The sequence below is a fragment of the Pseudomonas sp. AF03-9 genome, from assembly GCF_020515815.1.
Taxonomy (GTDB): Bacteria; Pseudomonadota; Gammaproteobacteria; order Pseudomonadales; family Pseudomonadaceae; genus Aquipseudomonas.
The window spans coordinates 284,338-298,297 of sequence record NZ_JAHPJF010000003.1 but is presented as its reverse complement, the minus strand read 5'-3'; the positions used below and the strand labels follow the sequence as shown (position 1 = coordinate 298,297).

Annotated in this window: 16 protein-coding genes; 5 read left to right on the top strand and 11 right to left on the bottom strand. The window is 60.6% G+C overall.

What is annotated here, in order from left to right:
- Nucleotides 1-73: 73 nt before the first annotated feature.
- From cysB to LIY36_RS08355, 5 genes are all read right to left on the bottom strand, one after another.
- Nucleotides 74-1,048: an HTH-type transcriptional regulator CysB gene (cysB, locus tag LIY36_RS08375; protein WP_017734418.1), complete on the bottom strand. Its 975-nt coding sequence runs from the start codon at nucleotides 1,046-1,048 to the stop codon at nucleotides 74-76.
- 104 nt (nucleotides 1,049-1,152) lie between these two features.
- A complete protein-coding gene (locus LIY36_RS08370) occupies nucleotides 1,153-1,653 on the bottom strand; it encodes a universal stress protein (protein WP_192298740.1) in 501 nt (166 codons plus the stop codon).
- A gap of 70 nt (nucleotides 1,654-1,723) precedes the next feature.
- On the bottom strand, nucleotides 1,724-2,641 hold the full coding sequence (locus tag LIY36_RS08365) for a 5'-nucleotidase (RefSeq protein WP_192298739.1): 918 nt from the start codon (nucleotides 2,639-2,641) through the stop codon (nucleotides 1,724-1,726).
- A 15-nt stretch (nucleotides 2,642-2,656) separates the two neighbouring features.
- Nucleotides 2,657-3,610, bottom strand: a complete 954-nt coding sequence (locus LIY36_RS08360) for a putative 2-dehydropantoate 2-reductase (RefSeq protein ID WP_226455393.1) — start codon at nucleotides 3,608-3,610, stop codon at nucleotides 2,657-2,659.
- Nucleotides 3,607-3,993, bottom strand: a complete 387-nt coding sequence (locus LIY36_RS08355) for a thioredoxin (RefSeq protein WP_192298737.1) — start codon at nucleotides 3,991-3,993, stop codon at nucleotides 3,607-3,609. The genes LIY36_RS08360 and LIY36_RS08355 overlap by 4 nt, the downstream gene beginning before the upstream one ends.
- Here LIY36_RS08355 and LIY36_RS08350 point away from each other — a divergent pair.
- A complete protein-coding gene (locus LIY36_RS08350; protein WP_192298736.1) occupies nucleotides 3,992-4,426 on the top strand; it encodes a PilZ domain-containing protein in 435 nt (144 codons plus the stop codon). The genes LIY36_RS08355 and LIY36_RS08350 overlap by 2 nt on opposite strands.
- A gap of 131 nt (nucleotides 4,427-4,557) precedes the next feature.
- Complete coding sequence (locus LIY36_RS08345) at nucleotides 4,558-5,634, top strand: 3-deoxy-7-phosphoheptulonate synthase (RefSeq protein ID WP_192298735.1); 1,077 nt, start codon at nucleotides 4,558-4,560, stop codon at nucleotides 5,632-5,634.
- A 65-nt stretch (nucleotides 5,635-5,699) separates the two neighbouring features.
- Here the strand turns inward: LIY36_RS08345 and LIY36_RS08340 are convergent, their stop codons facing one another.
- A complete protein-coding gene (locus tag LIY36_RS08340; RefSeq protein ID WP_003233387.1) occupies nucleotides 5,700-5,981 on the bottom strand; it encodes a GNAT family N-acetyltransferase in 282 nt (93 codons plus the stop codon).
- Between the two features lie 612 nt (nucleotides 5,982-6,593).
- On the opposite strand from LIY36_RS08340, the gene oprI reads away from it, so the two are divergent.
- Nucleotides 6,594-6,845, top strand: coding sequence for an outer membrane lipoprotei OprI (gene oprI, locus LIY36_RS08335; RefSeq protein ID WP_003172710.1), 252 nt, complete (start codon nucleotides 6,594-6,596; stop codon nucleotides 6,843-6,845).
- 135 nt (nucleotides 6,846-6,980) lie between these two features.
- On the opposite strand, the gene LIY36_RS08330 is transcribed toward oprI, so the two are convergent.
- The 3 genes from LIY36_RS08330 to LIY36_RS08320 all read right to left on the bottom strand — a co-directional run bounded on the left by LIY36_RS08330 (nucleotide 6,981) and on the right by LIY36_RS08320 (nucleotide 8,989).
- The gene (locus LIY36_RS08330) at nucleotides 6,981-7,949 is read right to left on the bottom strand and encodes a L,D-transpeptidase family protein (RefSeq protein WP_192298734.1); all 969 of its coding nucleotides are present in this window, start codon (nucleotides 7,947-7,949) and stop codon (nucleotides 6,981-6,983) included.
- A gap of 85 nt (nucleotides 7,950-8,034) precedes the next feature.
- Entirely contained in the window at nucleotides 8,035-8,325 is a 291-nt protein-coding gene (locus tag LIY36_RS08325; RefSeq protein ID WP_192298733.1) for a hypothetical protein, read from the bottom strand.
- 58 nt (nucleotides 8,326-8,383) lie between these two features.
- A complete protein-coding gene (locus tag LIY36_RS08320; protein ID WP_192298732.1) occupies nucleotides 8,384-8,989 on the bottom strand; it encodes an arylesterase in 606 nt (201 codons plus the stop codon).
- 10 nt (nucleotides 8,990-8,999) lie between these two features.
- Here LIY36_RS08320 and LIY36_RS08315 point away from each other — a divergent pair, with 10 nt between their 5' ends.
- Nucleotides 9,000-9,683 (top strand): ABC transporter ATP-binding protein, encoded by a 684-nt coding sequence (locus tag LIY36_RS08315; protein WP_192298731.1) that lies wholly within the window; start codon nucleotides 9,000-9,002, stop codon nucleotides 9,681-9,683.
- Nucleotides 9,683-12,193, top strand: coding sequence for an ABC transporter permease (locus LIY36_RS08310; protein ID WP_226455392.1), 2,511 nt, complete (start codon nucleotides 9,683-9,685; stop codon nucleotides 12,191-12,193). Before LIY36_RS08315 ends, LIY36_RS08310 begins: the two co-directional genes overlap by 1 nt.
- A 45-nt stretch (nucleotides 12,194-12,238) precedes the next feature.
- Here the strand turns inward: LIY36_RS08310 and greB are convergent, their stop codons facing one another.
- Nucleotides 12,239-12,712, bottom strand: a complete 474-nt coding sequence (greB, locus tag LIY36_RS08305) for a transcription elongation factor GreB (RefSeq protein WP_192298729.1) — start codon at nucleotides 12,710-12,712, stop codon at nucleotides 12,239-12,241.
- Nucleotides 12,713-12,825: 113 nt separating this feature from the next.
- Nucleotides 12,826-13,812: a hypothetical protein gene (locus LIY36_RS08300; protein WP_226455444.1), complete on the bottom strand. Its 987-nt coding sequence runs from the start codon at nucleotides 13,810-13,812 to the stop codon at nucleotides 12,826-12,828.
- Between the last annotated feature and the right edge of the window lie 148 nt (nucleotides 13,813-13,960).

Sequence of the window (13,960 nt, the reverse complement as noted above, 5' to 3'; positions counted from 1 at the left end):
AGGCGACAAGTTTGATGTGGCGAGGGAGCTTGCTCCCGCTGTGCTGCGAAGCGGCCCCCTGCCCTTTGCGGTTTCAGTGGACGGGCAGTTCAACACCTTCGAACAGCTCTTCCAGTTCCTGCTTGTTGTGGCACTGGATCGCCTTGGCCATGACTTCGCGGGTCAGGTGCGGCGCGAACTTCTCGATGAAGTCGCACATGAACCCCCGCAGGAAGGTGCCACGACGGAAGCCGATCTTGGTCACGCTGGACTCGAACAGCTCGCTGGCATCGAGCACAACCAGGTCTTTATCCAGGTTGGTGTCGACCGCCATCTTGGCGACGATACCCACGCCCAGGCCCAGGCGCACGTAAGTCTTGATCACGTCGGCGTCGGCCGCAGTGAACACCACTTTGGGCGTGAGGCCACGGTGGCTGAAAGCCTCGTCGAGCTTGGAACGGCCGGTGAAACCGAACACGTAAGTCACGATCGGGTATTCAGCCAGGGCTTCCAGGGTCAGCTTCGGCAGCTTGGCCAGCGGGTGACCCTGCGGCACCACCACGCAGCGGTTCCAGCGGTAGCACGGCATCATCACCAGGTCACCGAACAGCTCCAGGGCTTCGGTGGCGATGGCAAAATCGACGGTGCCGTCAGCGGCCATCTCGGCGATCTGCATCGGCGAACCCTGGTGCATGTGCAGCGCCACGTCCGGGTATTGCTTGATGAAATCACGGATCACCGGCGGCAGCGCATAACGTGCCTGGGTGTGCGTGGTTGCGATGGACAGCGTGCCCTTCTTCTCGTTGGAGAATTCCTGGGCGATCTGCTTGATGCTTTCGACTTTGCGCAGGATCTCGCCGGCAGTTGTGATGATGCGCTCACCGGCCGGGGTTACACGGGTCAGGTGCTTGCCGCTGCGGGCGAATACTTCAACGCCCAACTCGTCTTCGAGCAGGCGGATCTGCTTGCTGATACCAGGTTGCGAGGTGTAAAGGCTTTGAGCAGTAGCGGAAACGTTGAGGTCGTGGTGCGCCACTTCCCAGATGTAGCGCAGTTGTTGAAGCTTCATATGTATCCCTCAAAGCAGATAGACGCCACGGGTATCAGCGACGGTATATAACTATATTAAAGGTTTGATGGATAAATCTAGAACTTTTTATCGACATCTAACCATCACACGTCATCACTGCGTCGACGTTGTAACGAGGGCACCAGGTAAACCGGCACCGTAGACAGTTGCAGCACCCGCGCGGCAGTCCGCCCAAGCGGGGTGGCCGTCGCGGTTGCATGGCTGTGACTACCTACGATCAGCAGATCCACGGAAAGTTTGCGCAACTGGTCGAGTATCACCTCGCACGGGTCCCCCTGGATCACCCGGACCAAGCGGATCAACTTCAGGTCTTGCTCGCCGTCTCCCAGTTCCTCGCGAAAACTGTCCAGCACCCGCTGTTCGATCGTCGCCATCACTGTGGTCAGGCCCTGGCTTTGCCACTCGCTCAGGGCCTGCTCATCAAGGTAGCTCTGCAACACCGATTCGGCGAACAGCCCGATGGGCTCGACCACGTGAATCACATACAGATCCGCCTTGAACGTTCGCGCCAGCGCCAGTGCATGTTGCATCACATAGGGCGCATACAGACCGAGGTCCGTGGCGTACAGCATCGAACGAATCATAGAACCTCCTGGACTGCCAGGATGGCGGGGATTGAATGAGCTTAGCAGCGCATCAACGACTTCGACTGGCTTAGCTCCCGGACTGAACCCTCACCTCATTACTGATGCCATGGGGCACATGCCCGGTGGCCACCACCTCCCTGGCTTTCTCGCAATGACCGGCCTGGTCATCGAAAAACACATCGGCGGCAAACGCCTCCAGGAACGCGGACTTCTCCAGCCCACCAAGAAACAACGACTCGTCCAGACGAATATCCCACTCACGCAAGGTACGAATCACCCGCTCATGGGACGGTGCCGAACGGGCGGTGACCAGCGCCGTGCGGATCGGGCAGGACTCGTCCGGGAACTCACGCTGCAACAAATTGAGCGCCGCCAAAAAGCCTTTGAAAGGCCCCCCGTGCAAAGGCTGACGCGCCGACTCACGCTCGTTGGCCTGGAACGCTTCCAGGCCGCCAGCCTGGTATACACGCTCCGACTCATCGGAAAACAGCACTGCATCACCGTCGAAGGCAATGCGCAGTTCATCACTCGACGCCCGTCGTGCGCCGCCCGACAAAATCGTCGCCGCAGCAAAACCGGCATCGAGTGCACTGCGCACGTCTTCAGCATGGGTCGAAAGAAACAGATGACAACCAAAGGCGGCCAAATAAGGATATGGACTACGCCCGCCGACGAAAGCGGCGCGGGAAATATCCAGACCATAGTGTTGGATCGAATTGAACACCCGAAGGCCAGTGTCGGCACTATTGCGGGAAACCAACACCACTTCGACCCGCGCACGACCGAGGCTGGCGTTGAGGCTCAGCAGCTTCTTGACCAATGCAAAGGCGTCGCCGGGCTCGAGGGGTTCGTCCTCGTGTTCGATCTGATATTTGCGGTAGGCCTCGACCCCTTGGGCCAGATAGACCTTATGGCTGTCGCTCAGGTCGAACAGTGCCCGCGAAGAGATCGCCAGCACCAGCTTGTCGCCCAATCCCTTCGCCATGCTGTTCTCCCCTGCTCAGCGGTTGCGCCGGTCGATAAAACTCAAGGCCTGGTAGAGCGCCTGCATTCGCGGCAACTCACAACCGGCCGCCTTGGCGGCAGCCAGTGGCCGGGCATAGATCGCCGCCAGTTCCAGCGGGCGCTTGTGCACATGATCGTGGTACATGCTGGGCAAATAGTCGTCCATGGTTTCGGTCATGGCGAACATCTGCTCGGCATAGCTGGCGGCAATCTCATGGCCGCAGGCATGGGCGCCCTGCACCACTTCCGCCATCAGCGCGCGGATCAGCTCGCGGCTGGATTCATCCGCCATCATGGCCGTGGTGCCCGTGCCCAACAGCACCGAGAGGCCATTGAACGGCACGTTCCACACCAGTTTATGCCAGCGGGCCTGATGCACATTGGCCATGGCCTGGGACTCGATGCCCGCCCTATGAAACAACGCGGCGCCGGCTTCGACAATGGCTTTCTGGCGTGCCTCATCATTGGCGGCGGTACCGCTGTGATAACCCAGGTTGACCCGGCCCAGGGCCTGGTGCTCGACAACCCCGGGCCCGGAGCGGTGCACGCCGATATAACACAAGCCGCCGAGCAGGTGCAGCGACGCCGGCAGGTGCTCGCGCAGACTGTCTTCGACGTCCAGGCCGTTTTGCAGCAGCACCACCTTGGCATCCGGCGCCGCGACCTGGGCAATAGTCGGCGCCAGGTCAACGTTGCCGGTGGATTTGGTGCCCACCAGCAGCCAATCGCAGGGCGGCATGTCGGCGGCATTGGCATAGGCCTGGACCGGGTGCAGGTGCAAAGCACCATGCACTGTGCTGTTCAGACGCAGGCCATGCTGGCTGACGGCAGCGTATTCGCTGCGCAACAGGAAGTGCACATCGAAGCCGGCACGCGCCAGCATCACGCCGTAGAAGCCACCGATGGCGCCGGTGCCGATGATGCCAATGCGTGGGGATTGTACGGTCATGGCAAATCCTCTGGAGTACGGGTAAGTGCGTGGTCAATGGCGCTGGCAAGGTCAGACGGTGTCAGGCGCGTCTGCAGTTGCCCAAGGAATTGACCCTCGCACACCAGGAACAACGCGGGCAAATGAAAGATCTGGTAGCGTTCGACTGCACCACCGTTGTGCCCGGCATCGACCCAGCACACCCGGTCCACCGGCAATCGCCAGCCCGGCAACTGCAGGCGCGCCCAGCGGCAACTGGAACAACCGGCACTGGTGAATATGACGAGCGAAAGGCCTGGCAATCCCAGCAATTGCTGGTCAATATCCAGGTCGGTCAATTCCAGTTCCTTCACTATACTGCTGCCACCGCCGTCAACTGGACGGTGTTCGGAGTCCGTGTACATGGGTCGTTTTTTACCTCACCCTGATGATGTCGCCGTCGAGTTAATCCAACGTCCCTCTCCCGCCATCCCTCGTCAACGCCTGCTCACTCACGGCCTGGGTGGCATCGCCTGCCATTGGCCGCGTGCCTGGCGCCAAGGTACGGCGGTTGACCTGCATATCCCATCCCTGGGGCCCAGCGCCCGTTATCCAGGCTATGTGGCATGGTGCCGCAAGGTGGAAGACGGTTACCGCATCGGCATCGCGTTTACCGACGAACATGCACTGTTCGGTGCACGAATGGGTGAACAAGCATGCCGGATAGAGCGCTACTGCCGCCAGCACGAAGATGCCGAACCAACACCCCAGCAATTCGAGGCGCTGGCCCGCGAGTGGGTGTCGCGTCATGCCGTCGAGTTCTCCCACGAGGCCTTTGTGGCGCCAGCACTGGATTAAAGCGGGCTTTGCCCATTGTCGCGGGCCCGTATTACGCGCTAAGGTTCCTCCCCCCTGCATTCAAATCATGCTGTGCTCCGCCGCACGGGGATGGCTGGCGGCCGGCACCCGTGACCCTGACGAGTAACACGATGGCTGATTTACCGATCAATGACCTAAACGTTGAATCCAACGAGACCCTGATCACGCCCGATCAGCTCAAGCGCGAAATCCCCCTGAGCGACGCTGCCTTGCAGACCGTCACCAAGGGCCGCGAAGTCATCCGTGACATTCTCGACGGCACCGACCACCGCCTCTTCGTCGTCATCGGGCCTTGCTCGATCCACGACCTCAAGGCTGCCCACGAGTACGCCGAACGCCTCAAGGTGCTGGCGGCGGAAGTGTCCGACACCCTGTATCTGGTGATGCGCGTCTATTTCGAGAAACCGCGTACCACCGTTGGCTGGAAAGGCTTGATCAACGACCCGTATCTGGACGACTCGTTCAAGATCCAGGACGGCTTGCACATCGGTCGCCAGTTGCTGCTCGACCTGGCTGAAATGGGCCTGCCCACCGCCACCGAAGCACTGGACCCGATCTCCCCGCAGTACCTGCAGGACTTGATCAGTTGGTCGGCCATCGGCGCACGTACCACTGAATCCCAGACCCACCGCGAAATGGCGTCCGGCCTGTCGTCGGCCGTGGGTTTCAAGAACGGCACCGACGGCGGCCTGACCGTGGCGATCAACGCGCTGCAATCGGTTTCCAGCCCGCACCGTTTCCTGGGGATCAACCAGGAAGGTGGCGTGTCCATCGTCACCACCAAGGGCAACGCCTATGGTCACGTGGTGTTGCGCGGCGGCAACGGCAAGCCCAACTATGATTCGGTCAGCGTTGCGCTGTGCGAGCAGGCACTGAACAAGGCCAAGATCAAACCGAACATCATGGTCGACTGCAGCCACGCCAACTCCAACAAGGACCCGGCCCTGCAGCCGCTGGTGATGGAAAACGTCGCCAACCAGATCCTCGAAGGCAACCAGTCGATCATCGGCCTGATGGTCGAGAGCCACCTGAACTGGGGTTGCCAGGCGATTCCAAAAGACCTTGCCGACTTGCAGTACGGTGTGTCGATCACCGATGCCTGCATCGACTGGGCGGCCACCGAAAACACCCTGCGCAGCATGCATGCCAAGCTCAAGGACGTCTTGCCGACCCGCAAACGCAACTGAACCTGGATTACGCACACAAAAACGCCGGGCTAAGCCCGGCGTTTTTCATGCTGGTGTTTTATGCCTTACAGCTTCGCGGCATGGCGCTGATGGCGCTCCATGTAGCGTTCGACATAGGAGCAGGACGGTATCACTGTATAGCCGGACTCTTCGGCAAACTTCAGGGCTTCCTCGGTCAGCGCCGCGGCAATCCCACGGCCGCGCAGTGCGTTGGGCACGAAGGTCCGATAAATGTCCAGGGTCTGCTTACCGAGGTCCATGTAGGTCAGGTAGGCACGATGACCGTCCACATTGGTCTCGAACTGATGACCTGCCTGGTCATGGTGGATGGACAACGCCTCGCTCATCACTACTCCTCGCGGGTCTTGGATTCTGACCCCTACCTTACCGATGTTTTTCCGGCGAAGGAACATCTACGCCACCCCGTGCCGGTTTCGACAACGAGAAACCTCTGGCGCTCACAACCAGCACGCAGTGAGATAGTAGGCACCAATCCTGTCATTGCTCAAGGCGCTCTCGTCATCCCCAACGGCTGGCGGTTATAGAAAGGGCATTGATCAACCGGTGATCGAACGCCTGAACATTGCCGGCAGTTGAAGCTTGAGACGAACAGGCGCTCTTAAAGTCACCTCTACATGCGCAAAAGATGCCAGGCCGGGTTACGGCCAGCTGAACAAAAGAATCAACATCGATATATAAGTCTATACCGGCTTAGCCGAACCAACGCATGCGGGCCGGACCTCTCAGCCGGGCTCACATGGTCATTCGCTTGAAAAAAATTGAACAGTTTTTATACAAACCTCCAAAAGACTAGCCAAAATAGATTCGGCGCGAGAATTTTTTTTGCTTCTTGCGCTACGTCAGTTTACTTACTACAAGTAATGGGTAGTATGTACGCCGGCTATTAGCTCACTCGGAGAAAGTAGCCATTTAATAGAAAGTCCTTGAAGGGGAACACGATGAACAACGTTCTGAAATTCTCTGCTCTGGCTCTGGCCGCAGTTCTGGCTACCGGTTGCAGCAGCGTCTCCAAAGAAACCGAAGCTCGTCTGACTGCAACTGAAGACGCAGCAGCTCGCTCCCAGGCTCGTGCAGACGAAGCCTACCGTAAAGCTGATGAAGCTCTGGCTGCTGCTCAAAAAGCACAACAGACTGCTGACGAAGCTAACGAGCGCGCACTGCGCATGCTTGAAAAAGCTAGCCGCAAGTAATAATCCTTCGGGGTTGTTATCAAGCCGATCCATTTATGGGTCGGCTTTTTTATTGCCCGGATTTCAGCCCTGAATCCCAGGCAATAAAAAGCCCGCCGCAGCGCAAGGCCGTGGCGGGCTGTGGATCCAGCCAGTTTACTGTTGCAGATCGATCGGTGCGCTTGCAGCGACGGATGCGCCACCGGGCACGCCGATCTCAGTCGGCAAACCATCTTCCGCGGCGACCACATCACGGACCTGATCCCAGTTGACCCGCAGGTTATTGGCCATGTCTTCGCGCTTGAGCAAGGCGTTGATCACCGCCGTGTGCTTGTCGACCACCGACGGCGTACCGTCGTCATTCAATGGTGTATGCGCCTCAAGATAGACCTTGCCGCCAGCGCTGCCGAACTTGTAGGCGTCGTTGATGATGCGCACCGACGTGCCCACTGGCACCATGCCGGCCATTTCCAGCACGTTGTTATTGAACATGCGGAAACAGCCGTGACTGGTACGCGTACCGATACCAAATTTCATGTTGGAGCCGTGGATCAGGTAACCCGGCGTGCCCAGGGTGAACTTGAAGGGCCCCAGCGGGTTGTTCGGCCCGGCCGGCACCACGTTGGGCAGCGGATCACCATTGGCGGCGTGCTCGGCCTTGATCGACGCGGGTGGTGTCCAGGTCGGGTTCGGCGTCTTGGCAATGATGCTGGTATGGGCAATCGGCGAGCCCCAACCCTCACGGCCAATCCCCAGCGGGAAGGTATAGACGACGTTCTGCCCCTTCGGATAGTAGTAGAGGCGGTACTCGGCCAGGTTGATCACGATGCCTTCCCGTGGCCCCGGCGGCAGGATGAAACGCGTCGGCAGCACGATCTCGGTGCCCGCGCCCGGCAGCCAGGCATCAACGCCCGGGTTGGCCGCGACCATCTCCGAATACCCCAGGTCGTAGGTGGTGCCCAGGTCGGCAAAGGTGTCTTCGTACTTGGCCTTGATCACCTGGACCTGGCCCACGATGTCTTCACCCGGTGGCGGCAACGGCAATTGCAGGGCTAATGCAGGACCGGCCGCGCAAAGGGCAGCAAGAGACAGGCAGCAAGTGACGACGGAAAGGCGCGACAACATCCGGAAAATCCTTCGCAGAACGACGGGTAGGGAAAAAACTGATTGTATACGTGAAGCACGCAGGGAGCATCAATCCGCCCCGCTTCTACTCGAAGCGCAGCTCCGGCCAGATCAGCGGTGTACCGCGCTTCTGGGATTCGAGGATCGCCCGACACAACGGGCACAGCCGTTGGTCCTGGAAAATCGCACGGTCCACCGATGACCAACGGGGCTGAGCCGGCAGCAAGGTGCCGCACAGCGTGCGGTCGATCGTGCCGCCCAGCTCCAATTGCCGTGCCACCAGATGTACCCGGACTTCCTGGCAGGCGAACAGATCCAGCTGCTCGTCAGGCTCGATCAGTTGGTAGTTGAACAGGGACCAGGCAGGGCGTGACATCGGGGGCTCCAGATCGGGGGGGCGCCACCTTAGCCGAAAGCCTGCCGGTAGAAAAGCGTCATAACAGCGGTTTTAGCGTCGGCCAGACATTTTCCAGCAACTTGGCCTGGGCGCCGACCGCCGGGTGCAGGCCGTCGGCCTGCATCAACTCCGGGTGACCGCCGATGCCTTCAAGGAAAAACGGCACCAGCGGCACGGCTTTTTCCTTGGCGAGGCTGCCGTAGACTTCGGCAAACGCGTTGGTGTAGCGCGGGCCGTAATTGGGTGGCAGTTGCATGCCCAGCAACAGCACCTTGGCGCCAATCGCCTTGGAGTGGTCAATCATCGAAGCAAGATTTTGTTGCAATTGCGCCGGCGGCTGACCGCGCAGGCCGTCATTGCCGCCCAACTCGATCACCACCACGTCCGGCTTATGCTCTGCAAGCGCCGCCGGCAGCCGCGCGAGGCCTCCGGCACTGGTGTCGCCGCTGATGGAAGCGTTGACCACTTTATCGTCGAAACCTTCGCTCTTGAGCCGTTGCTCCAGCAAAGCGACCCACCCTTTGCTGGTATCCAGGCCGAAACCGGCACTGATACTATCGCCAACGATCAGGACTGTACCCGCCGCTGCGTTCTGGGCCATGCACATCAAGGCCAGGCCAGCACTCAAAAACCACATTCGCATCGGATTCTCCATGGGCGCAAGCATTCTCACCGCGCAGAACCTCAGCAAAGTGGTTCCCAGCGCGGAAGGTGAACTGACTATCCTGCACGAACTGAGCCTGGAACTGAACAAGGGCGATAGCCTGGCTATCGTCGGCAGCTCCGGTTCCGGCAAATCCACCCTCCTCGGCCTGCTGGCCGGCCTCGACCTGCCCAGCAGCGGCGAAGTCACCCTCGCCGGCCAAGCCTTGAGCACCCTCGATGAAGACCAGCGCGCGCGCATCCGCGCCGAACACGTGGGTTTTGTCTTCCAGTCATTCCAACTGCTCGACAGCCTCAATGCCCTGGAAAACGTGATGCTGCCGCTGGAACTGGACGGCCGCAAAGACGCCCGCGAACGTGCCCGCCACCTGCTCGAGCGTGTCGGCCTGGGCCAGCGCCTGACCCACTCGCCACGCCAGCTCTCCGGCGGCGAGCAACAACGCGTGGCGATTGCCCGCGCGTTCGCCGCCGAACCGGACGTACTGTTTGCCGATGAACCCACCGGCAACCTCGACAGCCACACCGGCGAGCGCATCAGCGACCTGCTGTTCGAACTCAATAAAGAAAGCGGCACCACCCTGGTGCTGGTCACCCACGACGAGCGCCTGGCCCACCGCTGCCGGCGCCTGATCCGCCTTGAAGCCGGCCTGATGGTCGCGCCCCTGGAGCCTTGATGGCACGTTTGCCGCTGTTGCGCCTGTTCAGCCTGGCCATGCGCCAATTACTGCGCGATGCCCGCGCTGGCGAATTGCGCGTGTTGTTCTTCGCCCTGGTGGTGGCCGTGGCCGCCAGCACCGCCATCGGTTACTTCGGCGCACGCCTCAACGGCGCCATGCTGTTGCGCGCCACTGAGTTCCTCGGCGCCGACCTGGTGCTCGAAGGCAGCTCACCGGCGCGCCCCGAGCAAATCCGCACCGGAACCGAACTGGGCCTGGACCATGCACGTATCGTCGAGTTTTCCAGCGTTATCGCGACCGACAACGGCATCCAGCTGTCCAGCATCAAGGCGGTCAACGAGCAGTACCCGCTGCGCGGCGAACTGAAAAGCGCGGCCGAACCGTTCGCCGCTGAAACCCCCGGTGGCGGCCCGAAACCCGGCGAGGCCTGGGTGGAAGCGCGGCTGCTGACGGCGCTGAACCTCAAGGTCGGCGACAGCATCGATGTTGGCATGAAGACCCTGCGTCTGGCCCGCATCCTGACCTATGAGCCGGACCGCGCTGGCAACTTCTACAGCCTGACGCCGCGGGTGATGATCAACCTGGCTGACCTGGAGGCCACCGGCGTGGTCCAGCCCGGCAGTCGGGTCAGCTATCGCGAGCTGTGGCGAGCACCGCCCGACAGCACCGCCCTGCAAACCTATCGGGACTTGATCAAGCCGGGACTCGCCGCCAACCAGCGCTTGCAGGATTCACGGGACGGCAACCAGCAGATCGGCGGCGCCCTGGGCAAGGCCGAACGCTACTTGAACATGGCCAGCCTGGTGGCAGTATTGCTCGCGGGCGTGGCCGTGGCGCTGTCGGCCAACCGCTTTGCCAGCCGGCGCTTCGATGCCAGCGCGCTGCTGCGCTGTCTTGGTTTGTCGCGGCGTGAAGCGATGCTGCTGTTCAGCCTGCAACTGAGCGTGCTCGGCGTGCTGGCCAGCCTGGCGGGTGCCGTGCTCGGCTGGCTCGCGCAATTTGGCCTGTTCTACTTCCTGCATGACCTGCTGCCGGCGGACGTGCCACCCGGCGGGCTGCTGCCGGCCGTTGCCGGAATCGGCACCGGGCTGGTCGCCCTCGCCGGTTTCGCCTTGCCGCCACTGGCGGCCCTGGGCCGTGTGCCGCCGTTGCGAGTGCTGCGCCGCGACCTGCTGCCGATTCCATCCAGCACCTGGATGGTCTACGGCGCGGCCCTGTTCGCCCTGGGCCTGATCATGTGGCGCCTGAGCCTTGACTTGGTGCTCACCTTCGCCTTGCTTGGTGGCGGTGTGCTTGCCGCGTTGATCCTTGGCAGCTTGCTCCTGCTGTTGTTGCAAAGCCTGCGTAAGCTGCTGGCCCGCGCATCGCTGCCCTGGCGCCTGGGCCTGGGCCAATTGCTGCGTCACCCGCTGGCAGCCGCCGGCCAGTCCCTTGCGTTTGGCTTGATCCTGCTGTCCATGGGGTTGATCGCATTGCTGCGTGGCGAGTTGCTCGACACCTGGCAAAACCAGCTGCCAGAGGACGCGCCCAACTACTTCGCATTGAATATCCTGCCAGCCGACACCGAAGCCTTCAGTGCCCGCCTGCTCGCCCTGCAAGCCCAATCGGCGCCGCTGTATCCGGTGGTACCGGGACGCTTGATCAGCATCAACGGCGAGGCGGTGCAGGCGATTGTCAGCAAGGACTCCAGCGGCGACCGAGCTGTGCAGCGTGACCTGAGCCTGACCTGGGCCGCCGACCTGCCGCCGGGTAACGTCCTGACGGCCGGTGCCTGGTGGTCGCAACAGCCGACCGATGAGATTCCAGGCGTGTCGGTGGAAGCCAAAGTGGCCGAGAGCCTCAAGCTCAAGCTCAATGACCACCTGGTGTTCACCGTCGGCGGCGAAAACCGCGAGGCGCGGGTCACCAGCCTGCGGACCATCAACTGGGACAACTTCCAACCCAACTTCTTCATGATCTTCCAGCCGGGTACCTTGAAGAACCTGCCGGCGACTTACCTGACCAGCTTCTACCTGGCACCTGGGCACGACCAGCAGATTGTCGACCTGTCCCGTGCATTTCCGGCGGTGACGATCCTGCAAGTCGAAGCCCTGCTGGAACAGCTGCGCAGCATCCTCGCCCAAGTGACGCTGGCGGTGGAGTACGTGCTGTTGTTTGTGCTGGCGGCGGGGATGGCGGTGTTGTTCTCCGGTTTGCAGGCCACCCTGGATGAGCGCATTCGCCAGGGCGCGCTGCTGCGCGCACTGGGTGCCGAACGCAAGTTGCTGGTCAAGGCGCGGCGCATCGAGTTCGGGTTGCTGGGCGCGGTCAGCGGGCTGCTGGCGGCGCTGGGCACGGAGCTGGTGACGCTGGTGTTGTACCGCTACGCCTTTGACCTGGCCTGGCACCCTCATCCGTGGCTGTTGCTGCTGCCGGTGATCGGTGCCGTACTGATCGGCGCTGCCGGCGTATTCGGCACGCGTCGCGCGCTGAACGCCAGCCCACTGACCGTGCTGCGCGAGGGCTGAAACGCCAACGGCCCGCACCCTGCCCAGGGTGCGGGCCGTTCTGGCCTACTTCACATATTCGATACCGGTGATCCACCAGCACACTTCACCGCTTGGGGTCTGCACCAAGGCCTCATCGTCGACTTCCTTGCGCAGCAACGCCCTGGCCATGGGTGAGTCGATGGAGATGTAGTCCATGCGATCATAGATCTCGTCATAACCGACGATACGAAAGCGCTTGGTTTCACCCTGCTCGTTTTCGATGTCGACCCAGGCACCGAAAAACACCTTGCCTTCCTGCTCCGGCATGTACTCCACGACGCGCATGTCTTCCAGGCGCTTGCGCAGGTAGCGCACGCGGCGGTCGATCTCACGCAGCAGTTTCTTGTTGTACTGGTAATCGGCGTTTTCGCTGCGATCCCCCAGCGACGCGGCCCAGGTCACTTTGCGCGTGGTGTCCGGACGTTTTTCCCGCCACAGGTAATCCAGCTCTTTTTTCAGCGCCTCATGACCTTCTTTGGTAATCAGCTTGGTACTCAAACGCTTGCATCCCCAGGCAATATCCGTAGGTGCCGATGCGCCAGGGAATCAAGCCCCGGCGTCGACTGGCTGGCGTCGATGATAAATGAACCCTGGAAAGTAGCCAGACCAGACTATCGATCCAGCACCTGGTCCAGCTCGAGCAGCATACCCCGCAGACTCTGCCGCATGCCCGATGCCTGGGCAATCAACACATTCATCGCTTCAGCCTGCTGGCTGACAGCCACCGACTGCTCGTGCAATTGCGCACTGCGCTGTTCGACCTCCCGGGTCTTTTCCTCCAGTTGATGTTGCTCCTGCTGCAAGCGGCTCTGCCATTGCTCAAGCGCGGCCTCACGCTCGATTACCGCGCGCTTTTGCTGGGTCAACTCCTGCGCGACACGGGCGAGGTTATTCAACGTGCTATCCATCTCGAACAACACATTATTGTCCGCCGCCACCGGCAGTTGGGGCGGCACCGGCACCTCAGGCTCACTCGGCGCAACAGGCTCAGTCGACACATTGGCCTGCGATGTTTGCACAGGCATCGGTTGCGGCTCTTCGCTGTGGCATTCAGGTGCGTCCCCCTGGGCCGGCTCGGCTGGACTCACGACCCTGGGGCCAGAACTCATTTTTGATGAGAAACGAATGGAGGGCACGATCAACGTCGCGCTTTCGATCGCCGGTTGCGCGGGGCTGGACATTCCAAGGGTGATGACTTTCATCACCAGGGCTTTCTTGATGATCAGGGAGTGATGATCCTCCGGTCTTGCAGGAGGTAACTTGCAACCTTTCAAATCCACAAAGTGATAAGGAATCTGTGTATCCGTCAAGTCACCGGGATTCGTCCCGGAGGCCGCCCACGTCAATATTTGCTTGAAGACCTGCATTGCCAACTGCAACTCTTCCGGCGCATCAACAGCGCCCAAGTAATACCGCTCAAGTTTCTTACGCAAAACAGCAATATATACCCTGGAACTACCAGGCTCCGCTTCTTCATCCAAGCTATAAACCAGAAAATTACAACCTATCTGGGGTACAGCAAAACTACAAAGCAGTGCACCGTTGACCGGCGCATCCTCACCGGATCGTGCAAGAACAAGAGTACGTAGAAGCATCATGGTCATCGGACCTCATCACGGCGAATAAACATAAATTACACACCAAAAAAACAACTGCCATCTGAAACGTCACACACGCAACAATTGTTTCAGCACATCTCAAATACAAACGTAGGATTTGGCTTATAAATTCAAGACCGGATTTCAA